Consider the following 26235-nt stretch of genomic DNA (forward strand, 5'->3'; position numbering starts at 1 on the left):
TCGGGGCGTAGCGCAGCTTGGTAGCGCGCCACAATGGGGTTGTGGAGGTCGCAGGTTCGAATCCTGTCGCCCCGACCAAAAGTTTGATGAACAAGCCGCTTCAGGTTAATCGCTGAGGCGGCTTTTTCGTGTCCAGACGTTGGCAACATGGTATTGGCAGGTCTCTTTTATAACCGCATCTTCATGTCACAGGCATTCGCTTGTTCGATAAGGTGAGTGAGCCAATACATCAGGAGACAGGACGATGAAAAAGCTTCCCGGAATGCTTGTCGGCACAATAATTGGTCTGGTGGCGTGGTGGCCGACCCAGAGCGTGGCATCTGCCATTCTTCTCGGCGTTGCCTGCGGTGTGGCATGGGATCTCTGGCGTAAAAAATCTTCATAGACTCTTCGTAACTGAACCCGAGGAGTCCTACAAAAATACCAGGGACAAGGCTGTCGAGTCACGGTTATGCTGGCGCGCGCGGCTGGTGAACTTGCCTGCTGCTTAAGAAGCATTAATCTCTAGTCATTGCAGGCTCAGGAGAAAAGCGTGGCTCATCAATTGAAAAGCGCTACACAAGGACTGATCATCATGACAGCCCTCGCGACATTGTCAGGTTGTTCTCTTTTTTCGTCAGATAAATCGGAAAGCGCTGCAGCAGTGCCGCCACCGCCACCCCTGGTCGGATATAACGGCATGAACATGTGCCAACCCTACAGCGACAAGCTCTGGGGAAATTTCCTGATGATCGGCAAGGTGGTTTCTGTCGATTCCCCGCACAACATGCATGTCAACATTTTGCGTGCCGAAGCCATGAAGCATCCTGCCATCCAGATGACCGGCTATCCTCGTCAGATCATTGATCAGCGCCAAAAGTGGTATCCCTGCGAAGGGCAGGGATAAGCACGATGAGGTAGATTCTGATAATGGCATTCATTGTCAGATTTACGCCAAAATCCTGCAAAAAGTGCGGTATACTGTTTACATATGATTACTGCTTGATGAGGAGCAGTGACAGTTGGCTTATCCTGACTAAACGGCTGACTGTCCAAACCTCACACCGCCTCCTTGAGGCGGTTTTTTTTGGCCGCCGCTCAGTAGATGCCATACCCTCTCAAATAAAAATTATTCTCTTTTGCATTGATTTCCTTTTCAGGATCGTTCAAAGTGTTTCTCAGACGCCACGGCGTCTGATTCATTTCGGTATGTCAGGTGCTGGAATGGATTCTCTCCTCATCATCAGGTCCTTTCGCCGCCTTTCCTCTGGAAAGGCGGCTTTTTATGGTTGGATCCCACGGCATGCAGGCATCGAAACGCTGAGCTATCCTGCGGCTATGACGCACAGCAAGCCCTCGTCAGGCGACGTACCCGCAAAGGAGACCGATTCATGGCCTACGCCAATATTGTCGACAGCAACAACAATGTGATCGACCTCTACTATCAGGATTGTGGTCAGGGGCCGACAGTAGTGCTGATCCACGGTTGGCCGTTAAGCCACCGCATGTGGGAGTATCAGGTCAATGCCCTGACCGAAGCCGGCTATCGCTGCATCGCTTATGACCGTCGCGGCTTTGGAGACTCGGAAAAGCCCTGGGATGGTTACGACTACGATACGCTGGCCGACGATCTGGAAGGATTGCTTGAACATCTGGACCTTACCGATGCGACGCTGGTCGGTTTTTCAATGGGTGGGGGAGAAGTTGCCCGCTATCTGGGACGCCACGGCAGCAGACGTATCCGCAGTGCCGTGCTGATCGGCGCAGTGCCGCCTTACATGCTCAAAACCGATGACAATCCTGAAGGCGTGGACCAGTCAATTTTTGATGACATGCTGGCCAATGTGAAAAAGGATCGACCCGGTTTTCTGGGTGGATTCGGCAAACTGTTCGTCAATCATGACGGTCGAGCACCAACGCTTTCAGATGAGCTTTTGGCCTACAATCAGAGCATTGCCAATTTTGCTTCTCCCAGAGCGACGCAGGAGTGCATCAAGGCCTTCGGCTTGACGGACTTTCGTCAGGATCTGGAGAGTATCGATGTGCCCACGCTGGTCATTCATGGCGACGACGACCAGATCGTGCCGTTGGCCAACAGTGGTCAACGCTCGGCAGACATGATTAAAAATGCTCGGCTTGAGATCGTGAGGGACGGCCCACATGGCCTGAACTTCACTCATGCTCAGGAACTTAATGCGCTGCTGATTGATTTTCTGAAGCAGGGGCGTTGATCAAAAAACGAAGTAATCGCTAAAAATTCGGCCAGCGGATGAGCTGGCCGTTAGACATGATACCTGTCGCTGTTACCGGAAGTCGTGCCAAGGTCAATCAACCTCCTGTTGCCATCGGACTCCCTGTCAGTGTGCTTCCCTGCACGATATTTTTTCTCTTTTCCGGCAGAGACATCATGACCGACTAAAATGACAAAAATATGATGGCAACGTGTCTTTTTGCAAAGGCCGAGATAGCAACCAACACACTTATTTTCAGCTTCTAAACTGTCAGGCACCGGGCCATTATCATGAGCGAACTGAGAACCACACTGGTACAGGCCGATCTTCGCTGGGAAGATATCGACACCAATTGCCAGCTGCTCGATGAGTGGTTGCAGGAAGTCACGACCAGCGATCTGATCGTTTTGCCGGAGATGTTTGCAACCGGGTTTACCATGGCGCCTGAGCGCATGGCGCAATCCATGCAGGACAGTCAGGCCGTGGCGTGGATGCAGCAAACAGCGAAAACCCATAACGCCGTGGTTACCGGCAGTGTGGCCATCGCTGAAGATGGGCACTACTTCAATCGTCTTATCTGGGCACGGCCGGATGGCACCATGGCGACTTATGACAAGCGCCATCTCTTTCGAATGGGAGAGGAAAACGAACACTATGGCATGGGAAATCAGCGTGCCATTGTGGAGCTAAACGGCTTCAGAATTTTGCTAACGGTGTGCTACGACCTTCGCTTTCCCGTGTGGTTACGCAATGTTGATTGTGAATACGATGTTCTGGTGTGTGTGGCCAACTGGCCATCGGCCAGGCGTATGCCATGGCGCACGCTGCTGCAGGCACGGGCCATCGAGAACTTGAGCTATGTGATCGGTGTCAATCGCGTTGGCGATGATGCCCGTGGACTGAACTACAGCGGCGACTCGATGCTGATCGATTATCGCGGTGATGCCCTGATTGATGAGGCCCGCGATCGCGCCTTTGTACGTACGGGAGTGATCGGCAAGCAAAGCCTTGACGACTTCCGTGAAAAGTTTCCAGCCCATCACGATGCTGATCGTTTCACGCTGCATATGTGACGGCATTGTCATCCTCATGTAAAAGCCCCGGGCGCGGTAAGCGCCCGGGGCTTTTACATGACCGCGCCAACGCAGTTCAAATCAGCTCGATCGATAAAATGCTGCCTCTATGAGCTGACGGGTATAGGCATGACATGGTTGATCGATCACCTCCTGTGTTGCGCCGTGCTCGATCATCTCACCATCCTTGAGCACCATCAGGCGATGGGCCATGGCACGAACCACTGACAGGTCATGACTGATAAACAGATAGCTGAGCTTTCGTTCGTGCTGAAGCGCACGGAGCAGTTCAATCAGCTGGCGCTGAATCGTACGATCAAGTGATGAAGTAGGCTCATCAAGTACCAGAATGCGGGGGGTTAAAATCAAGGCACGCGCCAGCGCAATACGCGCGCGCTGGCCACCCGAAAACTCATGGGGATAGCGTGTCAGTACCTCCGCGCCCAGACCGACCGATACCAGCGTCTCGATCGCTCGCTTACGCACCGCATGGCGGTCCAGCTCGGGAAAGTGAAAGCGTAACCCTTCGCTGACGATATCTTCAATGGTCATGCGGGGCGACAGCGCGCCGAAAGGGTCCTGAAACACGATCTGCATGTGCCGACGCTCAAGTAGCAGTGCACGGCTATCCAGCGCATCAAGGCGGGTATTGCCCAGCCATATCTCGCCACTTGAGCTGATCAGCCTCAGTAGCGCGAGCGCCAATGTACTCTTGCCAGAGCCGGATTCGCCCACAATGCCAAGTGTTTCTCCCTGATGTAGCGTCAAGGAGACAGGTTTCAGGGCCATAAAGGCAGCAGGTCGAGACTGCAAGAGCCGACGGGGCCGTTGAAACGCTACCGCCAGGTTCTTCGCCGATAACACCTCGGGGGCGTGTATCGGTACGGGAGCAGGTTTGCCTTCCGGCTCGGCATCGATCAGGGCCTGAGTATAAATACTGGTAGGGCGCGACAGTACTTCTCGAGTAATACCGGTTTCCTGCACACGTCCATGGTGCAGCACGCATACCCGATCAGCCCAGTGACGCACTAAATTGAGATCGTGCGTAATTAAAAGCATCGCCATGCCCATCGAGTCAGCCAGTTCACGCAACAGTGAGAGGATCTCGCGCGCCACGGTGACATCAAGCGCGGTGGTGGGCTCATCGGCGACCAGAAGCTCGGGGCGATTGGCAATCGCCATGGCAATGACCACGCGCTGGCGCTGCCCACCGGAAAGTTCATGAGGCCAGGCGTTGATCAACTGCTCGGGGCGCGGCAGATGCACCTGCTGCATCAGTTCAAGGATTCGCGCGCGCAAAGGCGCTCTGCGCAGCGGATGGTGCAGGGTAATGGCCTCACCGATCTGCCGACCGATGCGATGCAGCGGGTTAAGCGCACTCATCGGTTCCTGAAAGACGATGCCCACTCGGCGGCCATGCAGATTTTCCCAATCACGGTGGGACAGCGTTTCAAGTCGGGTGTCTCCCAGAGACCGCCTGCCCTCAACGCGAATGCCTGCCGGCACCAGATCCAGCGCGGCCATGGCCGTCATGGTTTTGCCAGAGCCGGATTCTCCTACCAGAGCCAGCGTTTCACCGGCCGCGACGCTCAGGCTGATCCCATGCACGATAGGGGTGTCATCAGCGAACACGCGCAGCTTTTCCAGCGACAACACGGTTTTTTCGCAGGCGTTGTTCATGATGACGCGCGACCTTTCATGGGAAGTACGGCGTGGCGCGGGTCAAAGGCATCACGCAGCCCCTCGCCAATAAAGATCAGCAGCGAGAGTAAAACGGCCAGTGTCATGAAGGCCGTGAGTCCCAGCCAGGGTGCCTGCAGGTTGTTCTTGCCCTGGGCCACAAGCTCACCAAGCGAGGGAGACCCCGGTGGCAGCCCGAACCCCAGAAAATCAAGTGCTGTCAGCGTGGTAATGGCCCCCGTGAAGATAAAGGGCAGAAAGGTCAGGGTGGACACCATGGCGTTGGGTAGAACGTGGCGCCACATGATTAGCCGAGCCGGTAATCCCATGGCGCGCGCAGCGCGCACATAATCAAGATTGCGTGCGCGCAGGAACTCGGCGCGCACGATATCGACCAGCCCCAGCCATGAAAAGGCGATCATGATCAGCGCCAGCCACCAGACGCTGGGCACAACCAGACTGGAAAGAATGATCAAAATAAAGAGCATGGGCAGGCCGGCCCATAGCTCGATGACGCGCTGACCGACCAGGTCTACCCGGCCACCGAAATAGCCCTGCACAGCGCCCACGATAACGCCAATCAACACCGACCCCAGTGTGACAAGTCCGGCAAACAGCACCGACAGTCGAAAGCCATGGATGACGCGCGCCAGCACATCGCGCCCTTGGTCATCGGTGCCCAGCCAGTGCGTAAGGCTCGGCGGTGACGGGGCAGGGGTATCAAGTGCCATATCGATACTCTGCCAGGAAAACGGGATGGGAGGCTGGATCAGCCACCCCCTGGCGTGAATCAATGCCTGCACGGCCGGGTCACTATAGAACGCGGTAGTGGGCAAAAAGCCCCCAAAGGCGGTTTCGGGATAATCCACAAACAATGGCCAGTACCACTGACCGTCAAAACGCACGACCAGCGGTGTGTCATTGGCAATCAGCTCGGCGGGCAGGGTCACCAGCAGCAGCGCCAGAAACAGGGCGCTGGCGACCATGGCCCGCCGATTGCCACGAAATACAGCCAGCCGACGGCGCATGAGGGGAGAAAGCCGAAAAAACGAAATATTGGCCAAGGGCTAGCTCTCCCGCCGTTCAAAATCGATACGCGGATCGATTGCCACATAGGTCAGATCAGAGATGAGCTTGAGCACCAGGCCAATGAGCGTAAAGAGAAAGAGCGTGCCAAAGATGACCGGATAGTCTCGCTGCAGCACGGCTTCATACCCAAGCATCCCGAGCCCGTCGAGTGAGAAAAGCACCTCGATCAAAAGTGCCCCGGTGAAGAAAATACCCACCAGTGCAGAAGGCAGACCCGCAATCACGATCAGCATCGCATTGCGAAACACATGACCATACAGCTGGCGTCGTTCGGAGGCGCCCTTGGCACGCGCGGTCATCACGTATTGCTTGTGTATCTCTTCAAGAAAACTGTTGCGGGTCAGAAAGGTCAGGGTGGCAAAACTGCCAACGGTCAGGGCAGCGACCGGCAGGGCGATATGCCAGAAATAATCGATGATTTTCCCCCACCAGGAGAGCTGGTCAAAATCGGGCGAGGTCAGTCCGCGCAGCGGAAACCAGTCGAGATAGCTGCCCCCGGCAAAGACCACGATCAACAGCAGTGCGAACAGAAAGCCTGGAATGGCGTAGCCCAAGATCACCAGTGCCGAACTCCACAGATCAAATCGGCTGCCCTGACGTACTGCCTTGAGAATCCCCAGCGGTACGGAGACAAGATAGACCAGCAGCGTGCTCCAGAGCCCCAGCGAGATGGATACCGGTAGTCGATCAATGATCAGCGTCGTGACTGACTGGCCCCGAAAAAAACTCTCGCCGAAATCCAGCCGGACGTAGTCGCCCATCATCATGACAAAGCGCTGCCACAGGGGCTTGTCGAACCCGAACTGCGTATTGAGCTCCTCGATGAAGACCGGATCGATACCGCGTGTACCACGATTGGCATCACCGCTGGCCACAATGCCATCGCTGCTGCCGCCCAGTGCTGCACTTGAGCTCATTCCTTCGATACGCGACAGCATCTGCTCGACCGGGCCACCAGGGGCGGCCTGCACGATCAAGAAATTGAGCAGCAGGACCGCCAGCAGTGTCGGCGCCATCAACAGCACCCGCATTACGATATAGCGTGCCATGAGCGCTACTCCTGATGGGCATCCATCGTGCTGGCGCCCTGAGGATCGACCCACCAGCTGTCGAGATCCAGGCCGTACTCGGGGCTTTGATCGGGCATGGCAATCTTTTTCCAGTAGGCCAGGCGTGTGACCGGCGAATGGTACTGGGGGATGACGTAAAATTCCCAGCGCAGGACACGATCCAGAGCCGCTGCAGCAGCCTCCAGATCCCTGCGTGAATCGGCTCGAATGATGTGATTGACCAGATCATCGATGACCGGGCTTTTCAAACCAATCAGATTGCGACTCTGGGGCTGGTCGGCATACTCACTTCCCCAGTACTCGCGCTGCTCGTTGCCGGGGTTGTTGCTCTGGGCAATGACAGCCGTCGTCATGTCAAAATCGAATTGACGCATTCGTACCAGATACTGACTTGAATCCACGGTGCGAAGGTTGACCTCCACGCCCAGGCGCGCAAGGTTACGCACCATCGGCAGCGCCATGCGCTCGAGCCTGGCGTCACTCAGTAGCAGCTCAAAGCGCAATGGCCGTCCGGTATCCCGATTGATCATCCGGTTGTCCTTTACCTCATATCCGGCTTCATTGAGAAGCGCCAGTGCCTTTTTGAGTCTGGGGCGCAGTGTTTCTGGCGACTCAATGGGCAGGGGAGAATCAAACACCTCGCCGGGCAGCTGGTCGCGCCAGGGCGACAGAAGAGCACGCTCGGCAGCGCCCGGCACTCCCGTGGCCTCCATCGATGAGTGATCGAAAAATCCACGGGTACGGGCATAAAGACCGTAAAACAGATTGCGATTGAGCCAGTCGAAATCAAACGCCAGCCCCAGTGCCTGGCGAACACGCCGATCCTTGAAGATCTCCCGACGCTGGTTCATCACAAAGCCCTGCATGGGTGCGGGATTGTGGTCCTCGATTTCGACACGCTTGATCAGACCCTGGCGCGCAGCCGGGAAGCCATAGCCGGTGACCCAGTGACGTGCGGTGGTCTCGATACGAAAATCAACCCGGCCGGCTCGAAAAGCGGTCAGGGCAACGCCGGGGTCACGGTAGTAATCAAAGATCAGACGATCAATGTTATATCGCCCCTTGTTGACCGGCAGGTCCTTGCCCCAATAGTGATCGTCACGCTGGTAGACAATGCGCTGACCGGGTTGAGTGGAGGCAATGCGATAAGGGCCGGAGCCCATCAGGGGATCAAGCGTGGGCCGTGTAATATCGCGACTCTGAAGGTCTTTTGCCGACAGTACTGGCATCTGCCCAACAATCAGCGGCAGCTCACGCGAATTATGTTCGCCAAATTCAAAGCGCACGGTACGCGGGGAAAGTCTTTTGACCCCGATGACATCGGCATAGTAGGCCCGATACATGGGCGAGCCCATGGTCTTCAGGGTCTCGAAGGTAGTGACAACATCGTCGGCCGTCACCGGGCTGCCATCATGAAAGTGGGCCCGGGTGTCCAGATCGATTTCCATCCAGCGCCGGTCCGGGTCCAGCCGAATTCCCGCTGCCAGCAGCCCGTAAAGGGAAAAGGGCTCTCCGGGGCTTTCCACCATCAGGGTATCAAAGGGCAGTCCTCCCATCGAAGTGAGCCCGTCGGCAGGGTTGCCACGCACGATAAAGGGATTGAGTGAGTCAAAGCTTCCCGGTGCCGAACGCACCATGTCACCGCCTTTGGGGGCATGTGCATTGACCCAGGGAAAGTGGTCAAAGCCGTCAGGAAGTGCCGGAGTGTCATAGAGCGAGAGGCCATGCACGGTGGGCACATCGCTGACCGGGGCTGCCTGAACCCCGCCAGCGGGCAGCGCCATCATGAGCACTACCCACAGCACGACATACTCTCGAATCATGCGTGCCATGTCATAAAGGCGCCTTCAAAACCGATCTTTCCAGGCACGCAGGGTGGCGAAGGTGGCCAGCGCATCATGGCTCTCTCCCTGCTCGGATACCCCACGCTGTACACTTTCAAGATGCGCCCGCATAAAGGGGTTGATGAGGCGCTCACGGCCGATGGTACTGGGCAGGGTGGGGCGGTCCAGCGCTCGCGCCTTTTGACACTCGTCGAGCAGGGCATCGCGAGCGCTATTGTCCGGCTCGGCGGCCTGAGCAAATTTCAGGTTGGACAGCGTATATTCATGTGCACCAAAGACCAGCGTGTCATCATCAAGCTCGGCAAAGCGGGTCAGTGCCTGATGCATCTGCTCGGGGGTGCCTTCGAAAAGACGGCCGCAGCCACCACAAAACAGGGTATCGGCACAAAAGAGCAGCGACGGTGTACCGCTGGAAAGAAACGCGATGTGATCCAGTGTGTGGCCGGGCGTGGCCATGACCTCAAAGTGGCGTCCCATCAGTCGAAAGCGATCACCTTCTCCGACAGTGTCATCGATGCCGCCAATATCGGGGTTGTCCGGGCCGATGACGTGCGGGGCGTAGCGCTTTTTAAGCTCGGCAAGCCCGCCGGTATGGTCCTTGTGATGATGGGTGATCAGGATGGCGTCAAGGCGTGCGCCCGTGCGCTCCAGATAGTCGACGACCGGCTGTGCTTCGCCCGGATCGACAACGACAACGCTGCCCGAGTTGTCCTGTTCCATCACCCAGATGTAATTATCCTGGAACGCCGGCAGTGGTTTGACGGTCAACATGACAATCCTTGATGAAGTAGGTTGAAAAAAGGGTATAAGGTGCCCGATATGGCGAGCGTGTCGGGTAACCGTCAGCCTCGATAACCGGGGTGGTCATTTAATGCGATAACCATGCGATCAGGGGCTTTGCATGTCAAATCACCACGCAGATCAGGCAACGTTCAGTGAACAGTTTCTTGCCGGACAGCGTTACTGGCAGACCTCCCATGGCAGGCGACAGTGGCAGGCCGAAAAACAGTGCCTGCATCAACTGCTGGCACGATCCGGCGTGCAGCATGCGCTCGAGCTGGGTGTGGCGCCGCCTCTGCTGGCCCACGACAGTATTCGCCACCGCATTGGGTGGGCACCACAGCGCGATCTGGCCGAACACCCATCGACACTCATCTGCCGCCCGGAAGCCCTGCCGCTGGCCGATGAGTCACTGGAGCTGGTGCTTGTTCATCATCTGCTGGAAGTGGCCCCTCAGCCTACCCATGTGCTGCGTGAAGCTGCACGGGTTACCAGCGACAGCGGTCGCCTGATTTTAATCGGCTGGCATCCGCTGGGTATCGCAGGACCTGCACGACTCAAGCGATGCAACGAGCGCTTTTATCAGCGTAGCCGTTGGCTGAAGCCGGGACGACTGCGCGACTGGTTGAGGTTTATCGATTTCAATATCGAGCGTATCGATTACTGCGGCTTTGTGCCCTTTGAAAATACGCCGGACTGGCTGCTGATGGAGCGCTGGGGACGGCGCCATAATCTCCCTCTTGGCCGGGCATGGGTCATCAGTGCCAAACGCCAGATGTGTCGCATGATCCCACTTAAAAAGCGCTTTGACCCCGCTGCCATGCTCGGCAGCAAGGTGTCTGCGCTGGCCTGCAGGCGCTCTGAGTCACCAGAGCCGCTTTATACTGTCTTGCCGTCTGTAACGCCTGAAAAACCACTCCCCAATCCCGCCGGTCATGTTCACCACGAAAAATGCAGCTCGGCAGCCTCCCCGGGTGTCATGGCATAATAGCGTCCTGATACCGGATACCATGAGGCGCGCAGTGAGTGATGACGCAGTGAGTGATGACATGTGTCCCCATGTCATTATCCATACTGATGGTGGGTGCCGGGGCAATCCCGGCCTGGGCGGATGGGGTGCGGTGCTGCGCAGCGGCCCTCACGAAAAATGCCTGAAGGGCAGCGAGGCGCATACGACCAACAATCGCATGGAACTGATGGCTGCCATCTCCGCCCTGCGGGCATTGACCCGCCCCTGTCGCATTGAGCTCTGGACCGATTCGCAATACGTGCGTCAGGGCATTACCCAGTGGATCTATAACTGGATCAAAAAGGACTGGAAGACAGCTTCAAAAGCACCGGTCAAGAATGCCGAACTCTGGAAGATGCTGTTGGAAGAGTCTCGTCGACATGATATCCAATGGCACTGGCTCAAGGGCCATGCCGGCCATGAAGGCAACGAACTGGCCGACCAGCTGGCGAATGCTGCCATGGATGAACTTAAAACCCGCGAGAAAACGTCATGAGACAGATCGTTCTTGATACGGAAACCACGGGCATCGAGGTCAGGGACGGGCATCGCCTGATTGAAATCGGGGGCGTCGAGGTCATTAACCGCCGCCTGACCGGGCGACACTATCATCAGTACGTCAATCCCGAACGTCCCATCGACCCGGAAGCCATTGAAGTACATGGCATTACCGATGCTCGTGTGGCCAATGAGCCTTTATTTGCAGACATTGCCCACGAGTTCTGGGCGTTTGTTCAGGGCGCTGAACTGGTGATCCATAACGCCCCCTTTGACGTTGGCTTCATCGATCACGAATTTGCCATGGTCAACCGGGCGCGCGGCAATGATGCGCTGGGCCCGCTGGCGTCAAAATGCAGCATCCTCGACACCCTGAAGATGGCCCGTGACCGTCATCCGGGGCAGCGCAATAGTCTGGATGCCCTGTGCAAGCGCTACGATATCGATAATGGTCATCGTGAGCTGCACGGCGCCCTGTTGGACTCCGAAATACTGGCCGACGTCTATCTGGCCATGACCGGGGGGCAGACCGCACTGACGCTGGGTGCCGAACGTGACACCGACAGTAATAACAGCGGCCACACGGGATTTTCCATTCGCCGGCTGGCAGCCGACCGTGCGCCGTTGCGAGTGATTACCGCCAGTGACGAGGAAGTGCAGGCACACCAGCAAAAGCTGGCCAAACTGCGTGAAAAGGGTATCTGTCTCTGGGACAAACTGGGGGGTTGAGGTGCTGACACGCGATATTCGAACGCTTGGCAACTGCCACGAAGGCTATCTGATTCGTATCGGAGAGCATGGCATTGCCGACAATGGACAGGGCGGAGTCCTGCAGCCTCGCGCTCGCTGGCCTGACGGCGCCATTGCCATCGGGTACTGGCACGAGGTGCCGGTGGCCGTATTGTCGGAGCCCGGTGATGAGCATTGGCTGCCGGCACGTCACTGGCTGGGCGCGCTGCCCGAACAGTCCTTTGGGCTTCTATCCACAGCGCTCCAGATTGTGCGCTGGTCACAGGATCATCGATTCTGCGGACGCTGCGGTACCCGCATGCGGCGTCGCTCCGGCGAGTTCATGATGGCGTGTCCCACCTGCAGCTTTCGAAGCTACCCCAGAATATCGCCGTGCATTATTACACTGGTAACCTGGCGTGATCAGCTGCTGCTGGCACGCAGCCCACGTTTCCCCACGGGACGCTTTAGCACGCTGGCCGGATTTATCGAGCCGGGAGAATCAGCAGAAGAGGCCGTACGCCGCGAGGTTTTTGAAGAGGTCGGTGTCAGAGTAGGGCGGGTCAGCTACTTCAAAAGCCAGTCATGGCCGATGCCGCACTCTTTCATGATGGGGTTTTACGCCGAAGCCGCCAGCCGTGAACTCCATATCGACGGGATCGAGATCGAGGCAGCTGACTGGTTTACCGCCGATCAGTTACCGGGATTGCCACCATCCTATTCCATCTCGAGTGCCCTGATCGAAAACTTCCTTAGAGGGAGTGCGGTCCGGGAGTAGACCATCAGGGCATGGGAGTACTGGCTCAAGCGTCGTTGCGACGTCGAAAAAGGCGCGTCAGGCGAGAGGCCAGCATGATGTCGCCACGTGCGCGTACCTTGCCGGACATGACGGCCTGCATGCCGCTGAGCTCCTTGTTGATCAGTCGCTCAAAGGTACGAGTGTCTGTCATCAGCGTGACGGAAGGGGCGTCATGATTCCCTTCCTGAACATTTAACGTTCCGTCATTGATGACAACAAAGTAGCGGGGCCCTTCATCCAGCTCGAGCTGCAGGGTCTCGTGAACACCCGCTGCTGCTTCTGCGTCAAAGCGTTCGTGAAGTTTTGCAATAAGTGGTGCGGTATCGACCATCTTCATATCCGGTTGATGATTAAAAAATACATGATAGCCATTTCATGGCTCGCGATGTCTGGTCTTCAGCACATTCAGACGTCATGTGCGATGATGGCGCGCATTCTATCCGTTATACCCGGGAGGTGAAAAACGTGGGCGAATGGTTATCCAGCTACGCGCTGTTTCTGGCACAGAGTGTCACGGTCGTCGCGGCCATTGCCGTGATACTGATGCTTGTGGTTCGAGCGCGTGGCCAGCGCCAGGAACGCGGCGCCAGACTTCATGTGCGTAACCGCGGAGAATATTTTCGGCGCCATCGCGAAACACTTGAGGATGCCACCCTTAAAGAAGGTGCGCGCGAGCGTAACATCAAGGCTCGATTGAAGGCGCGCAAGGCAGAACAAAAAACAGCCAAAAAACATGAACAGGCTGATGAGCGTCGCAATAACCTCTGGGTACTGGATTTTGACGGAGACCTTCGCGCCTCGCGTGTACCGGCCTTTACAGAAGAAATTACCAGTATCCTCATGACGGCAAGCTCTGGAGACGAAGTGCTGGTGCGCCTGCAGTCCGGCGGGGGACTGGTTCATGCCTATGGTCTGGCCAGCGCTCAGCTGGACCGCCTGCGCGAGGCCGGCCTCAAACTCACGGTCAGCGTTGACAAGGTGGCCGCCAGCGGCGGTTACATGATGGCCTGCTGCGCCGATCATTTAATTGCCGCGCCCTTTGCCGTGATCGGATCGATTGGCGTCGTCGCTCAGATTCCCAATCTGCATCGCCTGCTCAAGAAAAACGATGTCGACGTCGAAATTCTGACTGCCGGACGTCACAAGCGTACGCTCACGATGCTGGGCGAAAATACCGAAGAAGGACGTCAGAAGTTTCTGGACGATCTGGAAAAGACCCATGATCTATTCAAGTCGTGGGTGGCAAGCCGGCGCAAGGCACTGGATATCGAGCAGGTCAGCGAAGGAGATATCTGGTACGGCCAGCAGGCCATTGATCTGGGATTGATCGATGAGGTCAATACCAGCGAGGCATGGCTGCAGGCACGCAGCGATCAGTGGCAGATTCTGGAAGTCGGTCTCAAGCCGCAGCGCTCGATGCTGGAGCGGCTTGGAAAGGGCGCCGAAGGGGCAATTGAGCGTGGCGTCGACCGAGCCATCGATCGCGTGGTGCGGTTGCGCTGGGAAAAACAGTAGCGCCTTTTGAAAGATTAGCGTCTTTTGAAAGACAAGCGGCCTGCCCATGTCAGGGGGCAGGCCGCTTACTCAAACCACGTACCAGAATCAGGACCGATCAAGTCCTGCCAGCGTATCGATGACTGCCTCGGCGTGCTTGCCACGCAGGGAGTAATAGATCGTCTGGGAAGCACGGCGTGTGTTAACGAGCTCCTCACGGCGCAGGACAGCCAGATGCTGTGACAGGGCCGACTGGCTCAGGTCCAGTTTGCTGTTCAGTTCCGAAACGGACATTTCACCTTCCCTGAGAAGACAGAGAATGCGCAGTCGGTTTTCGTTGGCCATGGCCTTGAGCAGCGGTGCAGAATCGAGAATGACCATTTCGCACCCCGCTGTCGCGATCGGTGCAGTGGCACATACACTCATTTTTAACTCCTTGTGAAAAAAAACGCTCTGCATGTTGGTGCGCTATTGTCCAAATATTGTGTCTGGCAACCTTCGGCGTCCCAACAGTGCAGTACCGTGTGCCATGGCATCGATGAATCGATTAACTCGCTCATCAAACAGCCTCTGGATTAGCGCTCACGGTTAGATGATTTTATACCTTTCTGGTTCACATAAATCGATTAAAAAACCCGACAATGCTCATATTTGACTATGCCAAAATGCGTATTGCGCTTTTTGTGCTCTGCATTTTTCATATTCTGGTGATTGCAGCCAGTAACTATCTTGTTCAACTGCCCATCACGCTTGCGGGCTTTCATACGACCTGGGGCGCTTTCAGCTTCCCCTTTTTGTTTCTCGCCACTGATCTTACCGTTCGTCTCATGGGTCGGCGTGCGGCAAGACGTCTCATCTCCCGAGTCATGCTGCCGGCACTGGTGGTTTCCTATCTGATTTCCGTACTGTTTCAACAGGGGCAGTGGCGAGGTCTGGAGTCCCTCTGGTCCTTTAATATTTTTGTCGGCCGTATCGCGCTGGCAAGCTTTATGGCCTATGTCCTGGGCCAGGCACTGGATATCCTGGTGTTTGATCAGCTGCGACGAATGTCGCCCTGGTGGCTGGCCCCGGTAGGTTCCACTATTCTCGGCAATCTGCTGGATACCTTTATCTTCTTTTTCGTGGCGTTCTGGCATAGCCCTGACCCCTTCATGGCCGAGCACTGGATTGAAATAGCACTGGTCGACTATGGTGTGAAACTCACCATCAGCCTGCTGTTGTTTCTTCCCCTCTACGCCATGCTGTTGATCTGGCTACAGCGTTGCCTGCTTCGACTTTCCGGCGTGGAAACGCAGTCATCTGATGGCAGGGAACACCGGTGATGCAGGTTCAAAAGCGATCAGAGCATCATGGCATTGACAGGAACAGGGTGACGGAGACTTCATGAGTATCGAGCTTCACTACGCGGATTCGGGTGTACCGGAACAGGCAGGGACCTTGCCACTCGTGGTTTTGCACGGCCTTTTCGGCAGCGCCGACAACTGGCGCTCTCATATCAGGCACTGGCGTCAAACGCGACGTGTCGTGGCCGTGGACCTTCGCAACCATGGCCGCTCGGGCCATACGTCCGGCATGCGCTATGAGGACATGGCAGCCGATGTGCTCAGCGTCATGGATCAGCTGGATATCCAGCAGTGTGACCTGCTGGGACACTCCATGGGGGGCAAGGTGGCCATGACCATGGCCAGATGTCACCCGCAGCGCGTTGCCCGCCTGATCGTGGCCGACATTGCCCCCATCGCCTATGAGCACGGCCATGACGATATCTTTCGTGCCCATCGCCTGGTCGAGGATGCCCTGCCGGAATCGCGCAAGGAGGCGGATGAGGCCATGGCAGAGGCCATCGACAACCGCACCACAAGGCAGTTTCTGGCCACCAATCTGATGCGCGACGACCAGGGGATTCTGGGCTGGCGTGTCGGACTCGATTTTATCGAAGAAGGGTACGGCGACATCGTGGCGCCACCGGGAGGAGAGGCTCCCTATACAGGACCGGCGCTGGTGCTGCGCGGTGAACATTCCGACTACGTCACGGACGATGCGCTGCCCGTGATTGCCGATATCATGCCGGCCTCCAAAGTCGATACCATCAAGGGCGCCGGCCACTGGCTCCATGCCGAACAGCCCGAGGCCTTTATTCGGGCCATTGATGCCTTTTTGAATACTGACCGGAGCAGGTAACACGGCTCGCTCATTATCCCGCCTGGTCCTTACTTTTCGAGCGGGATAATGCTTATGCCCTCATGTTCGTTGACAAGAAAGCGCGTCAGGATCTTGTAGGTATCGGCATCAAAGGCAATGTCCTGCGCAGCCGGCGCCGCATTCAGATCTTCCACACTGCCGAGATAGCACCAGTGGTCCACCAGGTGGTAAACCACCTCCTGATCACTGGCCATTTCTCTGAAGGCCACGCGGCCCTCCCAGGGCCAGTGTCTGATACGCAGGCTTTCAAGCGCCTCGCGAGCGCGCAGGGTATGCGATTCCAGACTTTCCTGATCGCAGCAGGCGCCGGCACAGCGTCCGATCTGATAGGCAAAGCAGCGCCCCTTGCCTCGCTCCAGCCCCATGACGCGCGGGCATAGACGCTGCTGTTCCACGATGCTTGTCAGCGCCTGAGTGGCCTCTCTTCGCGACCGAAACATGCCGTAGCGTGTGCCTGACACATCCTCGTGCAGCGTTTTTTGTCCGGCCAGTTGCGGCGCCTGCGCGTCCGTTGGCCAGTACCAGGTATGAAGCCCGGCGCTGCGGCGTAGCCGGCGGTTATAAATGGGGGAGAGCTGTTTGATCAGACGTGCCTCAAGCAGCTGCGCTCCAAGATCGCCCGCGGTTTCATGCCATTCAAGATGACGCGTCTGCTGACAGATTTTCATCTCACGATCGTTACGGTGATCGTTATTGAAATGGCTCAGCACTCTGGAGCGCAGATTGATGCTCTTGCCCACATAAAGGGGCAGCTGATTATGCCCATAAAAAAGATAGACGCCGGGCCGGGAGGGGATCTCATCAAGAAGCCCGGGGTCAAGCTGCGCGGGAAGACTGCGCCGACGCTCCTGATCAAGTACCCGAGTCTCGATCTGCTCGGTACAGTGATGCCTGGACCAATACTGCCAGATGGAAAACAGTGTCATGGTATCCCCCATCGCCCTATGGCGTGGCAAATGCGGCTCAAGCTGATAGCGCGTCAAAAGAGCGTCCAGACCGTGATGGTGCGAGCTCTTGTCCAGCGCTCGCGACAGCTTGAGCGTACAGACGACGCGTCGTCGGAACTCGCGCCCCATCCGCCGAAACTCGTTACGCAAAAAGCTGTAATCAAAGCGAGCGTTATGGGCAACGAGCCAGCCGTCTCCCAGCCACTGTTCGAATCTGTCGGCGATATCCTCAAATACCGGCGCGCCCGCCACCAGCGCATTGTCGATACCGGTCAGCGTGGCAATGCGCTCGGGGATATCAATGTCCGGATCCACCAGCGACTCGAAGCGATCAACAATCCGACCATCCAATACACGAAGGGCTGCAATTTCGGTAATACGGTCCCTGGTAGCGCGCGTGCCGGTGGTTTCAAGATCAATAAAGATCAGCGGCGTATCCGCCAGTGGCGGGTGCGTCTGCCCGCCTGGATGAGACGACATGACCGGAGTCTCCCGACGCCTGTAGCGTCGTGCTGGAACACAAAAAAATGAACACGCCTGCAGACAAGCCATGACGGCCGCAGGCGAAGCACTTCATTCAGGATAGGTAGTGAAACGTCAGGATGGGAAACGAGAGGTGTTAACGGCTGGTCACGCGAGAAATCGAATCAGGCACCAGGTGTGGATTATCGGCCAGAAAGCGATGCATGGCGGCGACGGTTTCATCGCTGCAGTGATGCTCAATACCTTCGGAATCGGCACGTGCAATGCTTTCGGGCACTCCAAGTGCCAAAAGCGCCTGCAACACGACACTGTGGCGTGCCGCCACCTTATGGGCCAGCTCTTCTCCCTGCTCGGTCAAAAAGATACCCCGGTAGGGACGCGCATTGACCAGCCCGTCACGCTTGAGCCGCGTGACGACCTTGGAGACGGCCGCCGGGCTGACACCGAAACGGTCAGCAAGATCACTGGCACGCGCTTCCCCCAGATGACGATGCAGATGCGCGATTTCCTCCACATAGTCCTCTACCAGTTCACGCTGGTGATCCTGGCGCACGCGCTCAAAATGTTCGTGGTGGGACGTTGATGGCATGACTCTCTCTTGATCGATCGCCGAAACGGAAATAAAAGTAACACATAAAAGTTGACTATTATAATAAGGATTGTAAACAACGCCGTATTCAACAACCTCTGTCCAAAGCTGCCCCTGGACCTTTATTTCAAAGGCCCGTGACCCTTTTTATGTACTCGAGTTTTACCCTGCTTTTCGCTCAGACTTTTGCCGTCATGTCTGTGCTCTTCCGACACTTTCATGAGTGCCTTCAAGAGTAATTTCATAAGGAAATGAAAACACTTCCCTCACTCGCCGGCTGCATTGACGTCTTCGGCCAGACGGTCGACAGGTACCCGCTTTTTAATCACGCCGCGATCCAGCAGAAAGCTTTCAAAATCCCGATAGCGGGCCGTATCAAGCGCTGCCGGGCGCAGTGAAAAGCGGGCAATGCTGGCCTCCCATGCCTTGTGATTGACCTCATTGTCCAGCGATGAATCGTAGGCCTTGAACAGTGTCCAGCTCTGCTCGGGATGGTTTACGATCCACATCGTGGCCTGCTCAATGGCTTTCATGAAGCGCGAGACCAGCGGGCGTTTTTCATCAAGTGTTTCGGTATTGGCCAAAAAGATCAGCTCATCATAGATGGGCACGCCCTGCTCCTCGATAAAGAAGGCGCGGCCTTCGACGCCTTCCTGCGCCAGCTGGGCCGGTTCAAAATTGCGAAAGGCGCCTGTTACCGCATCGACCTGGCGGCTCAAAAGGGCAGGGGTGAGGGCAAAGTTGACGTTGACGGGCTCGATATCACTCATGGCAAGGCCTGAATGATTCAGCATCGCTTCCAGCAGCACCTCTTCAACGCCACCCACCGAGTAGCCCACTCGCTTGCCCTTGAGATCACTGAATCGATGAATATCGCTGTCGGCGCGCACCATCACGACGCTCAGCGGTGTACCAATCAACGTGCCAACCCGTTTTACCGGCAGCCCCTCATCCACCTGGAGATGAAGCTGGGGTTGATAGCTCAGGGCTAGATCCTCCCGACCGGCGGCCACCAGCTTGGGCGGCGCCGTTGGGTCGGCGGGTGTATCGATGGTGACCTTTAGACCGAGATCGCGAAAAAACCCCTTTTGCTGGGCAATGATGATCGGCCCGTGGCTTGGATTGACATACCAGTCCAGCATCAGGCGCAAGGATGCCTCGGGGGGCGAGGACAGAGGCGCGGGCGCATTTTTGTCAGCACGCTCGTCGGCCCGGACAGTCCCGCTCAGCAAAACGGCGACAAGGGCTGTCCAACACAGTCGATCCAGCATTTTTTTCATGTTATTTCTCCATTGATAAGCGCGTGCCTGCCGGTACGGTCCGGCTGCCAGGGCATGGCCAGACGGCACAAACGGTCGACCGTAAAATAAAGTGTGATAGTGATTGCCAGCAGCACGATCAGGGCAGCAAACATGAGATCGGTCTGCATGCGGCCGTTGGCCTGCAGCATGAGATATCCAAGACCGGCGCTGGAGCCAACCCATTCGCCGATAATGGCGCCGATGGGGGCAGCCGTGGCGGCCATGCGAAGTCCCGAGGCCAGCGACGGCAAGGCCGCCGGCAGTCGGACATAAAAAAGCTGACGATGAGCACTGCCGCCCATGGTGGTCGCCAGATCAAGCCAGCCGGGCTGTGTCTGGCGCAGGCCGTCGTAACAGGTCGAGGCAATCGGGAAATAGATGATCAAGGTCGCCATGACGACTTTTGATCCCGGGCCGTAGCCGAACCAGAGGACCAGCAGCGGGGCAATGGCAAATACCGGAATCGCCTGAGTCAAAAGCAGCAACGGCAGCACGGTCGAGCGCAGAAAGGCCCAGCGCGACAGCGTCAGTGCCGTGACAGTGCCCAGAAGGGTTCCGCACAGAAAGCCGGCCACGATTTCACCAAGTGTGATCAGCGCGTGATGCCATAAAAGCCCGGACTGTGCGACCAGGGTTTGCATGACGCTCAAGGGCGCCGGCAGCATATAGCGCGGCACACCGCACAGGATGACCAGCTGCCAGAGCCCTGTCAGCACGGCAGAGGCCAGAATCAGGCGCAGCAGGGCCGGACAGGGAAATCGTGTCATGACGTCTGTTCCGTCAGGGCGTTTAAAAGCTCGCCGTGATGGTGACTCATGGCAGGCGTCGCAGGATTACGCGGCGGGTTGCCCTCGGGCGGCAGAACACGCTCGACACGCGCTGGGCTACCTCGCATGACCAGCAGTTGATCCCCCAGCCGCAGCGCTTCGAGGGGATCATGCGTCACCATCAACACAATACGATCCGACAGCAGCTCACAGGCCTGAGCGTGAATATCCAGACGAGTTATCGCATCCAGCGCGGCGAAAGGCTCATCCATTAACACCAGCGTTGCCTGTTCGAAAAGTGTCCGTGCCAGCGCCACGCGTGCACGCTCTCCGCCGGAAAGCGTTTGCGGATAGCGCCGTGCAGCACGACCCAGCCCGACCCGTTCGAGAAGCGCCATGGCACGATCAACATCCTGCGGCTCACCGCGCATGACCGCCCCCAGCTGAACGTTATCAATCACACGTCGCCAGGGAAGCAGAAGATCCTGCTGCCCCATCCAGGCAATACGCTGCTTGAAAGGGCGGTCGGAGTTATCGACCAGGGTCAGGTGTGCATTACTTGAGACGTCAAGCCCTGCCATCATGCGCAGCAGAGAACTCTTGCCACAGCCGCTTTTCCCCAGCAAACAGCTCCAGCTGGATGCGGGAAGTGACAGGGATATATCGTCGAAAAGCACTCGAGCATCGAAGGCCAAGCGTGCGTTGAGCACCCGAAGCCCATCAGGCACGAGAGAATCGGAAGGTGGAGCTGATGGTCGCATGAAAGCCCTGTTGAAAGGGCGAAGGGCACGGCTTGCGTGATTCGAAATCCCTCCGCCGGCATGAACCGGATCAGGTAATGGGCGCTTTTTGAACGCCTTGCGGGTTGTGGCTGGCCACTCTCAGCATCGATGTGTCTCGATACACCCCGTTCGAACACCGCCGAGTCTAGCGCCCCATGTCCGTGGCTACCATGATTTCGTACCTGACAACGCCATTATTTCTGCAATCCACATAAAGGACTTTTTTATAAGGGCGTTATTTGCATACTAAAGGGAAGCATGCCGTTTCCGGTGCATTTCATTAAAAAGGACCGCCTCTGCATGACACCACCGAGTGAACTAACCGAGCGACTCTCCTTTTTTCTGGGGCGCCAGCTTATTGCCCAGCCGCTGGACTGGGAGGATGCCTCCAACTGGCGCTGGAAGAGCGAGGCGCTGTCGCCGGAGATGATTCGCATGGCGCGCACCAGCATCAACGACCCGTTCTGGCATGGTCTGTGGGCGCTGTTCGGATTCGATCGCTGGCAACATGCCGAACACCTGACACGCCTGGCCGGTAATCTGCCCGCGCATTTGCCCATGTTGCCGCTGCCCATGACATGGCTGGGCGAGCTCCAGGGCGCCCCGGTCTGGAGTCTGCCCAGGCGCGCCGGGCGTACTACCACCATGGATACCTCGTTCACCTCAAGGCTTGGGGAACAGATTGGACGTCTTCATGGGGTGCCGGTATCGGGCTGGGGGCACCCGCTGGCAACCGTATGGCCCCTGTCTGCCTGGCCACAAAAGACAAAACGCTATCTTGATCAGTATGTGCCGCCAGAGGTACTTCGCGATCTACCCGCTCGGATTCCTGTCCCGGATGCCGCGGTATGGTGTCTGCCGGATTTGCGCGATGACCAGTTCATCCAGGGGGCTACCGACTGGTGCTGGAGCGACTGGGAAGCACTGGTGTGGGCGCCTCGCGAGTTTGACTGGGCACTGATCGAGCTTTTGATTACCGACCCTGATCAGCAGCGTCATTTTCTGGATCGCTACTGGCAGTTCTGCGAAGTCATCGACCTCAGGGCGCATCGATTGGTCTGCCGGGCCATTCTATGGCGATTCAACTGCTTTGGGCCCTGTCCATGGGCACGGATACGCGATGCTTCCCGCTGGCTGGACTATCAGTAAAGCCACCCTCAGTGAATCCACCCTTGATATGGAATGTTTGATCATGGCCATTCAGGGGCGTGGATGATAAAGGGCAGCGTTCATGGCACACTACGGCTTATTACAAGAGGTTATTAAAGAAACGCCGTGATCGACTTTAACAGCATATTCCTGATTGGCGGATTACTGGTGGCCATGAGCATTCTGGCCAGCCGGGTATCCGCACGTATTGGCCTGCCGCTGCTTCCCCTGTTTCTTGGCATCGGTATGCTGGCCGGCGTTGACGGCCTGGGGCTGATCAATTTCAGCGACTACAACCTGGCCTACCTGATTGGCCAGCTGGCACTGGCCATGATCCTTCTGGACGGCGGCCTTCGAACCCGCATGAAAACATTCAGGGTGGGCCTGCGACCGGCCCTGTCGCTGGCCACCCTGGGCGTTTTTCTGACCAGCGGCCTGACCGGGCTGTTTGCCATGTGGGTATTCGATCTCAGCGTGTTTCAGGGGCTGTTGGTCGGCGCCATCGTCGGCTCCACGGATGCTGCGGCCGTATTTTCAATGCTCAGCGGGCAGGGGATTCGTCTTAACGAACGCGTCGGGGCAACGCTTGAGATCGAGTCGGGAACCAATGACCCGATGGCCATCTTTCTGACCCTGATTCTGTCGCAGACGCTGGCAGGCTCCATCGACAGTATCTCCGGTACGCTTTTGATGTTCGTCGAACAGTTCGGCATTGGCACTGTGGCCGGCATTGCCAGCGGCTGGCTGCTGGGTCGCCTGCTGCGCTGGCTGGATCTGGCGCCGGGGCTTTATTCGCTTCTGGCAGCGGCCATGGGCTTTAGCGTTTTTGCGTTGACCAACATGCTGGGCGGCAGCGGTTTTCTGGCCATCTATCTGGCCGGGGTCATGATTGGCAATATCCGCGGCAAGCATCTCGAGTTCATCCTGCCGGTGCATGATGGTCTGGCGTGGCTGAGTCAGATCGGGCTTTTTCTGACGCTGGGACTGCTGGTGACACCCAGTGAAATGGTCGACTATGCCTGGTCCAGCGTCATGGTGGCCGTGGTGCTGATCTTTGTGGCACGCCCCTTGTCGGTACTGCTGAGCCTCAAGCCCTTTTTCGGCTTTCGCTGGCGAGAGCTGGCCTTTATCTCCTGGGTAGGTCTGCGCGGGGGCGTGCCGATCGTTCTGGCCATTTTTCCGGTCATCGCTGGTGTTGAAAATGCCTCGCTCTACTTCAACGTGGCCTTCTTCGTGGTGCTGATCTCGCTCGTACTACAGGGCACTACAATCGGCCATATGGCCCGCTGGCTCAAGGTCGAAATTCCTGCCGAAACCGCGCCGGCTCGACGCCGATTGCTGGGCGTGCTACCTGAAGATGACTATGAAATGTTCGTCTACAAGGTGGACAGCAAGCGCGTTGAAAATACCCCGCTGAGGATGCTGCGCTTTCCTTCCGGTGCTGTGGTGGCTGCCGTTTTTCGTGAGCACGTCATGATTCATCCTACCGGCAGCACGCGATTGCAGTCCGGAGATGTGGCCTGTGTGATTGCCCGAACTCACGACCTCAATGCCATCAATCATCTGTTCAATGGCGATGCAGAGCTCAAGCGCGAGCGCGATTTCTTCGGCGCCTTTGCCCTGTCAGGGGAGGCCTCAATGGGCGATGTGGCCGATGCCTATGGACTGACCCTGTCACGCTGGGAGCGTGAAGAAACGCTGGGCGCCTTTATTGCGCGTCGCGTAGGGGGCTACCCGGTTGTGGGCGATGATATCGACTGGCATGGCATTCACTGGGTCGTGCAGGATGTGGAAGGTAACAATGTGACCCGAGTGGGCCTGAGGCTACATGGCTAGTTCAGTGCCCGGTCAGTGTGCGAACACCAAAGCGCCCGCTATTCAGCGGGCGCTTTGGTATCGAAATGGCCAATCAGTTCATGACGCGCCACTTGTTGTTCTTTTGCGAGGTCGGCGGCAACGGCTCATCATCATGATCGAGCTGAATGCGCGTCGACTCATCCAGTAAATCGCCCTGAGGCGTACATTCCTGAAACTCACCTGCATGGCCCGGACGATCACCGACATCAAAGATACCGGGCGGGTTATCGCCCTGATGTTCGCCTTCCCGATCCATGTTGCCCTTGGTAAAACCGCGTCCGCTGTTGGCCATTGGAGCTTCTCCCTGTCATTTGATGTCACTGGAATGAGACTAGGCAAGGCAGCATTACTGTGCAACCAACAGCGCAACGTCACAGAGTCTCAAGGATGGAAGAGCAAATAACGAAACATCAGCGCCTGCCAGCCTCTCTGGTACTGTTTAACTGTCGAAACGCGTGCACCGCACTGTCACTGATGCCCTGCTGGCGATAACAGGCTTCAATGTTGATAAAGACTTCCAGCATGTCCTGATCAAGGTAGAGTTCGTCCACCTTGTCGCCGCCCTGCCAAAGTTCCAGACAGGTGGCACCCGAGTCACAGGGCTGCTGAACGACTTCGCTCGGAAAATGCTCACGGGCAGTATCAAAAGCTCTTTGCAAACGCACAGGTGTCAAAGCCATGGCCTCGGTATGCAGGGGGATGGTTTGACAGTAAGGGCAGATGGCTGGATTGTAAATTTCCAATTCATGAAAATTAATGCCTGAAGCTTGCAGGACCTGGTACCGAAGCGTCAGATGACAGGTATTCGCCGGCCCATAGACAACCCTCTGAAACGGAAAAAGCCTGCCAATCGATGATTGGCAGGCTTTTCAAATAATGGCGGAGGGACAGGGATTCGAACCCTGGAAGGGCATTAACCCTTGCCGGTTTTCAAGACCGGTGCATTCAACCGCTCTGCCATCCCTCCGGCTTACGGCGATGCATCTTAACAGCCTGTCAGCAAAGGTCAAGGAGCTTAATTCAATCAAAAGGATCATGACTTGCACAGACGGCATTTGAAGCTCATTCTTGGTTAAAATTGCACCATAATCAGACACAAGGCAGGGAGTGATCCATGGTCGATAGAACCTATGGGGTCTCGCAGACCGGGACCAGAAGCGTTGAGTCACACAAGGTATTGCGCAATACCTATATGCTGCTTGCCATGACACTGCTGTTCTCGGCCGTCACCGCCGGGATCGCAATGTCGATGGGCATCCAGCGCATGAATATTTTTGTCTTTTTCATTGGTGCCTATGGACTGATGTTTCTGGTTCACAAGACCGCCAATTCGGCAGCGGGGCTGCTGGCGACCTTCGCGTTTACAGGCTTTATGGGCTTTACCCTTGGGCCGATTCTCAGCGCCTACCTGACGATGTCCAACGGCCCACAGCTGATCATGACGGCGCTGGGCATGACGGCAGTGACCTTTGCAGGACTGTCGGCCGTAGCGCTGATCACCCGCAAGGACTTCAGCTTTTTGAGCAACTTCATTATGGCCGGCGCCATCGTGCTCGTTCTGGCCATGGTCGTGGCGATGATTTTCAACATCTCCGGTCTGGCACTGGCGGTTTCGGCAGGCTTTGTGCTTTTCGCCTCGGCCGTGATTCTGTTTGAAACCAGTCAGGTAATCCATGGCGGGCAGGACAACTACATCCTGGCCACCATCAGCCTCTATGTCGCCATCTACAACCTGTTCATCAGCCTGCTGTCGATTCTGGGTTTGACCTCCAGCGACTGAACCAGCGCAACACCATGATCTGTTAACATGGAACCCTGCCTTCGGGCGGGGTTTTTTGGTTCCACAAGGCTTGTTTCAGGAGATTTGTCTTGGTCTCTCAAGG

General features: G+C 56.8%; 28 protein-coding genes and 2 tRNA genes. 15 read left to right on the plus strand and 15 right to left on the minus strand.

Annotated elements, in window-relative coordinates; all coding sequences use genetic code 11:
- Position 1: 1 nt before the first annotated feature.
- The 5 genes from KSP9073_RS13590 (at position 2) to KSP9073_RS13605 (ending at position 3283) form a co-directional block, all read left to right on the plus strand.
- Positions 2–78 (plus strand) — tRNA-Pro (locus tag KSP9073_RS13590).
- A gap of 166 nt (positions 79–244) precedes the next feature.
- The gene (locus tag KSP9073_RS17640; RefSeq protein WP_165814262.1) at positions 245–385 is read left to right on the plus strand and encodes a hypothetical protein; all 141 of its coding nucleotides are present in this window, start codon (positions 245–247) and stop codon (positions 383–385) included.
- A gap of 147 nt (positions 386–532) precedes the next feature.
- On the plus strand, positions 533–886 hold the full coding sequence (locus tag KSP9073_RS17525) for a hypothetical protein (RefSeq protein WP_133241030.1): 354 nt from the start codon (positions 533–535) through the stop codon (positions 884–886).
- A 484-nt stretch (positions 887–1370) separates the two neighbouring features.
- Positions 1371–2210: an alpha/beta fold hydrolase gene (locus KSP9073_RS13600; protein WP_108843523.1), complete on the plus strand. Its 840-nt coding sequence runs from the start codon at positions 1371–1373 to the stop codon at positions 2208–2210.
- A 290-nt stretch (positions 2211–2500) separates the two neighbouring features.
- Positions 2501–3283 carry an amidohydrolase gene (locus KSP9073_RS13605; protein WP_108843524.1) on the plus strand — a complete coding sequence of 261 codons (783 nt, stop codon included), beginning with the start codon at positions 2501–2503 and terminating at the stop codon, positions 3281–3283.
- Positions 3284–3364: 81 nt separating this feature from the next.
- On the opposite strand, the gene KSP9073_RS13610 is transcribed toward KSP9073_RS13605, so the two are convergent.
- The 5 genes from KSP9073_RS13610 to gloB are packed head-to-tail and all read right to left on the minus strand — an operon-like array spanning position 3365 to position 9737.
- A complete protein-coding gene (locus tag KSP9073_RS13610) occupies positions 3365–4963 on the minus strand; it encodes an ABC transporter ATP-binding protein (protein ID WP_108843525.1) in 1599 nt (532 codons plus the stop codon).
- Positions 4960–6027, minus strand: coding sequence for an ABC transporter permease (locus tag KSP9073_RS13615; RefSeq protein ID WP_279310077.1), 1068 nt, complete (start codon positions 6025–6027; stop codon positions 4960–4962). Before KSP9073_RS13615 ends, KSP9073_RS13610 begins: the two co-directional genes overlap by 4 nt.
- 3 nt (positions 6028–6030) lie before the next feature.
- Complete coding sequence (locus KSP9073_RS13620; RefSeq protein ID WP_108843526.1) at positions 6031–7101, minus strand: microcin C ABC transporter permease YejB; 1071 nt, start codon at positions 7099–7101, stop codon at positions 6031–6033.
- Between the two features lie 5 nt (positions 7102–7106).
- Positions 7107–8954 carry an extracellular solute-binding protein gene (locus KSP9073_RS13625; RefSeq protein ID WP_108843527.1) on the minus strand — a complete coding sequence of 616 codons (1848 nt, stop codon included), beginning with the start codon at positions 8952–8954 and terminating at the stop codon, positions 7107–7109.
- 15 nt (positions 8955–8969) lie between these two features.
- Positions 8970–9737 carry a hydroxyacylglutathione hydrolase gene (gene gloB, locus KSP9073_RS13630; RefSeq protein WP_108843528.1) on the minus strand — a complete coding sequence of 256 codons (768 nt, stop codon included), beginning with the start codon at positions 9735–9737 and terminating at the stop codon, positions 8970–8972.
- Between the two features lie 130 nt (positions 9738–9867).
- On the opposite strand from gloB, the gene KSP9073_RS13635 reads away from it, so the two are divergent.
- From KSP9073_RS13635 to nudC, 4 genes are all read left to right on the plus strand, one after another.
- The gene (locus KSP9073_RS13635; protein WP_108843529.1) at positions 9868–10734 is read left to right on the plus strand and encodes a methyltransferase domain-containing protein; all 867 of its coding nucleotides are present in this window, start codon (positions 9868–9870) and stop codon (positions 10732–10734) included.
- Positions 10735–10795: 61 nt separating this feature from the next.
- Positions 10796–11251: a ribonuclease HI gene (gene rnhA, locus KSP9073_RS13640; protein WP_108843964.1), complete on the plus strand. Its 456-nt coding sequence runs from the start codon at positions 10796–10798 to the stop codon at positions 11249–11251.
- A complete protein-coding gene (gene dnaQ, locus KSP9073_RS13645; protein ID WP_108843530.1) occupies positions 11248–11982 on the plus strand; it encodes a DNA polymerase III subunit epsilon in 735 nt (244 codons plus the stop codon). The genes rnhA and dnaQ overlap by 4 nt, the downstream gene beginning before the upstream one ends.
- Before the next feature lies 1 nt (position 11983).
- Positions 11984–12760 (plus strand): NAD(+) diphosphatase, encoded by a 777-nt coding sequence (gene nudC / locus KSP9073_RS13650; RefSeq protein ID WP_108843531.1) that lies wholly within the window; start codon positions 11984–11986, stop codon positions 12758–12760.
- A gap of 25 nt (positions 12761–12785) precedes the next feature.
- On the opposite strand, the gene KSP9073_RS13655 is transcribed toward nudC, so the two are convergent.
- The gene (locus KSP9073_RS13655) at positions 12786–13112 is read right to left on the minus strand and encodes an SCP2 sterol-binding domain-containing protein (protein ID WP_108843965.1); all 327 of its coding nucleotides are present in this window, start codon (positions 13110–13112) and stop codon (positions 12786–12788) included.
- Between the two features lie 134 nt (positions 13113–13246).
- On the opposite strand from KSP9073_RS13655, the gene sohB reads away from it, so the two are divergent.
- The gene (gene sohB, locus KSP9073_RS13660; protein WP_108843966.1) at positions 13247–14296 is read left to right on the plus strand and encodes a protease SohB; all 1050 of its coding nucleotides are present in this window, start codon (positions 13247–13249) and stop codon (positions 14294–14296) included.
- Positions 14297–14383: 87 nt separating this feature from the next.
- Here the strand turns inward: sohB and KSP9073_RS13665 are convergent, their stop codons facing one another.
- Positions 14384–14656 (minus strand): ArsR/SmtB family transcription factor, encoded by a 273-nt coding sequence (locus KSP9073_RS13665; RefSeq protein ID WP_227876013.1) that lies wholly within the window; start codon positions 14654–14656, stop codon positions 14384–14386.
- A gap of 260 nt (positions 14657–14916) precedes the next feature.
- Here KSP9073_RS13665 and KSP9073_RS13670 point away from each other — a divergent pair, with 260 nt between their 5' ends.
- Positions 14917–15597: a 7-cyano-7-deazaguanine/7-aminomethyl-7-deazaguanine transporter gene (locus KSP9073_RS13670; protein WP_108843532.1), complete on the plus strand. Its 681-nt coding sequence runs from the start codon at positions 14917–14919 to the stop codon at positions 15595–15597.
- Positions 15598–15658: 61 nt separating this feature from the next.
- Positions 15659–16456, plus strand: coding sequence for an alpha/beta fold hydrolase (locus KSP9073_RS13675; RefSeq protein ID WP_108843533.1), 798 nt, complete (start codon positions 15659–15661; stop codon positions 16454–16456).
- 29 nt (positions 16457–16485) lie between these two features.
- On the opposite strand, the gene KSP9073_RS13680 is transcribed toward KSP9073_RS13675, so the two are convergent.
- From KSP9073_RS13680 to KSP9073_RS13700, 5 genes are all read right to left on the minus strand, one after another.
- Entirely contained in the window at positions 16486–17904 is a 1419-nt protein-coding gene (locus KSP9073_RS13680; RefSeq protein WP_108843534.1) for a 3'-5' exonuclease family protein, read from the minus strand.
- A gap of 139 nt (positions 17905–18043) precedes the next feature.
- A complete protein-coding gene (gene mntR, locus KSP9073_RS13685; protein ID WP_108843535.1) occupies positions 18044–18496 on the minus strand; it encodes a manganese-binding transcriptional regulator MntR in 453 nt (150 codons plus the stop codon).
- A 266-nt stretch (positions 18497–18762) separates the two neighbouring features.
- The gene (locus KSP9073_RS13690) at positions 18763–19776 is read right to left on the minus strand and encodes an ABC transporter substrate-binding protein (protein WP_108843536.1); all 1014 of its coding nucleotides are present in this window, start codon (positions 19774–19776) and stop codon (positions 18763–18765) included.
- Positions 19773–20564: an ABC transporter permease gene (locus KSP9073_RS13695; RefSeq protein WP_108843537.1), complete on the minus strand. Its 792-nt coding sequence runs from the start codon at positions 20562–20564 to the stop codon at positions 19773–19775. The genes KSP9073_RS13690 and KSP9073_RS13695 overlap by 4 nt, the downstream gene beginning before the upstream one ends.
- On the minus strand, positions 20561–21325 hold the full coding sequence (locus KSP9073_RS13700; RefSeq protein WP_108843538.1) for an ABC transporter ATP-binding protein: 765 nt from the start codon (positions 21323–21325) through the stop codon (positions 20561–20563). Before KSP9073_RS13700 ends, KSP9073_RS13695 begins: the two co-directional genes overlap by 4 nt.
- 321 nt (positions 21326–21646) lie before the next feature.
- Here KSP9073_RS13700 and KSP9073_RS13705 point away from each other — a divergent pair, with 321 nt between their 5' ends.
- Positions 21647–22495, plus strand: coding sequence for a hypothetical protein (locus tag KSP9073_RS13705; RefSeq protein WP_108843539.1), 849 nt, complete (start codon positions 21647–21649; stop codon positions 22493–22495).
- Between the two features lie 126 nt (positions 22496–22621).
- The gene (locus tag KSP9073_RS13710) at positions 22622–24331 is read left to right on the plus strand and encodes a potassium/proton antiporter (protein ID WP_108843540.1); all 1710 of its coding nucleotides are present in this window, start codon (positions 22622–22624) and stop codon (positions 24329–24331) included.
- A gap of 73 nt (positions 24332–24404) precedes the next feature.
- Here KSP9073_RS13710 and KSP9073_RS13715 read toward each other — a convergent pair whose 3' ends face one another.
- The 3 genes from KSP9073_RS13715 to KSP9073_RS13725 all read right to left on the minus strand — a co-directional run bounded on the left by KSP9073_RS13715 (position 24405) and on the right by KSP9073_RS13725 (position 25319).
- Positions 24405–24644, minus strand: a complete 240-nt coding sequence (locus KSP9073_RS13715; protein ID WP_108843541.1) for a hypothetical protein — start codon at positions 24642–24644, stop codon at positions 24405–24407.
- A 118-nt stretch (positions 24645–24762) separates the two neighbouring features.
- Positions 24763–25032: a hypothetical protein gene (locus KSP9073_RS13720; protein ID WP_133241031.1), complete on the minus strand. Its 270-nt coding sequence runs from the start codon at positions 25030–25032 to the stop codon at positions 24763–24765.
- 197 nt (positions 25033–25229) lie between these two features.
- Positions 25230–25319: transfer RNA gene (locus KSP9073_RS13725), tRNA-Ser, on the minus strand.
- A gap of 147 nt (positions 25320–25466) precedes the next feature.
- Here KSP9073_RS13725 and KSP9073_RS13730 point away from each other — a divergent pair.
- The gene (locus KSP9073_RS13730; protein WP_108843543.1) at positions 25467–26132 is read left to right on the plus strand and encodes a Bax inhibitor-1/YccA family protein; all 666 of its coding nucleotides are present in this window, start codon (positions 25467–25469) and stop codon (positions 26130–26132) included.
- Positions 26133–26235: the final 103 nt, after the last annotated feature.

Origin of the sequence: Kushneria phyllosphaerae (assembly GCF_900312995.1) — a bacterium.
In the GTDB taxonomy this organism is placed as follows: domain Bacteria; phylum Pseudomonadota; class Gammaproteobacteria; order Pseudomonadales; family Halomonadaceae; genus Kushneria; species Kushneria phyllosphaerae.

What these genes read in the sequence shown, in the direction of transcription:
- KSP9073_RS17640 (WP_165814262.1), top strand. Translation starts at nt 245, where the DNA reads ATGAAAAAGCTTCCCGGAATGCTTGTCGGCACAATAATTGGTCTGGTG.
- KSP9073_RS13600 (WP_108843523.1), top strand. Translation starts at nt 1,371, where the DNA reads ATGGCCTACGCCAATATTGTCGACAGCAACAACAATGTGATCGACCTC.
- KSP9073_RS13605 (WP_108843524.1), top strand. Translation starts at nt 2,501, where the DNA reads ATGAGCGAACTGAGAACCACACTGGTACAGGCCGATCTTCGCTGGGAA.
- KSP9073_RS13610 (WP_108843525.1), bottom strand. Translation starts at nt 4,963, where the DNA reads ATGAACAACGCCTGCGAAAAAACCGTGTTGTCGCTGGAAAAGCTGCGC.
- KSP9073_RS13620 (WP_108843526.1), bottom strand. Translation starts at nt 7,101, where the DNA reads ATGGCACGCTATATCGTAATGCGGGTGCTGTTGATGGCGCCGACACTG.
- KSP9073_RS13625 (WP_108843527.1), bottom strand. Translation starts at nt 8,954, where the DNA reads ATGGCACGCATGATTCGAGAGTATGTCGTGCTGTGGGTAGTGCTCATG.
- gloB (WP_108843528.1), bottom strand. Translation starts at nt 9,737, where the DNA reads ATGTTGACCGTCAAACCACTGCCGGCGTTCCAGGATAATTACATCTGG.
- KSP9073_RS13635 (WP_108843529.1), top strand. Translation starts at nt 9,868, where the DNA reads ATGTCAAATCACCACGCAGATCAGGCAACGTTCAGTGAACAGTTTCTT.
- rnhA (WP_108843964.1), top strand. Translation starts at nt 10,796, where the DNA reads ATGTGTCCCCATGTCATTATCCATACTGATGGTGGGTGCCGGGGCAAT.
- dnaQ (WP_108843530.1), top strand. Translation starts at nt 11,248, where the DNA reads ATGAGACAGATCGTTCTTGATACGGAAACCACGGGCATCGAGGTCAGG.
- KSP9073_RS13655 (WP_108843965.1), bottom strand. Translation starts at nt 13,112, where the DNA reads ATGGTCGATACCGCACCACTTATTGCAAAACTTCACGAACGCTTTGAC.
- KSP9073_RS13665 (WP_227876013.1), bottom strand. Translation starts at nt 14,656, where the DNA reads ATGGTCATTCTCGATTCTGCACCGCTGCTCAAGGCCATGGCCAACGAA.
- KSP9073_RS13670 (WP_108843532.1), top strand. Translation starts at nt 14,917, where the DNA reads ATGCTCATATTTGACTATGCCAAAATGCGTATTGCGCTTTTTGTGCTC.
- KSP9073_RS13675 (WP_108843533.1), top strand. Translation starts at nt 15,659, where the DNA reads ATGAGTATCGAGCTTCACTACGCGGATTCGGGTGTACCGGAACAGGCA.
- KSP9073_RS13680 (WP_108843534.1), bottom strand. Translation starts at nt 17,904, where the DNA reads ATGTCGTCTCATCCAGGCGGGCAGACGCACCCGCCACTGGCGGATACG.
- mntR (WP_108843535.1), bottom strand. Translation starts at nt 18,496, where the DNA reads ATGCCATCAACGTCCCACCACGAACATTTTGAGCGCGTGCGCCAGGAT.
- KSP9073_RS13690 (WP_108843536.1), bottom strand. Translation starts at nt 19,776, where the DNA reads ATGAAAAAAATGCTGGATCGACTGTGTTGGACAGCCCTTGTCGCCGTT.
- KSP9073_RS13695 (WP_108843537.1), bottom strand. Translation starts at nt 20,564, where the DNA reads ATGACACGATTTCCCTGTCCGGCCCTGCTGCGCCTGATTCTGGCCTCT.
- KSP9073_RS13700 (WP_108843538.1), bottom strand. Translation starts at nt 21,325, where the DNA reads ATGCGACCATCAGCTCCACCTTCCGATTCTCTCGTGCCTGATGGGCTT.
- KSP9073_RS13705 (WP_108843539.1), top strand. Translation starts at nt 21,647, where the DNA reads ATGACACCACCGAGTGAACTAACCGAGCGACTCTCCTTTTTTCTGGGG.
- KSP9073_RS13715 (WP_108843541.1), bottom strand. Translation starts at nt 24,644, where the DNA reads ATGGCCAACAGCGGACGCGGTTTTACCAAGGGCAACATGGATCGGGAA.
- KSP9073_RS13720 (WP_133241031.1), bottom strand. Translation starts at nt 25,032, where the DNA reads ATGGCTTTGACACCTGTGCGTTTGCAAAGAGCTTTTGATACTGCCCGT.
- KSP9073_RS13730 (WP_108843543.1), top strand. Translation starts at nt 25,467, where the DNA reads ATGGTCGATAGAACCTATGGGGTCTCGCAGACCGGGACCAGAAGCGTT.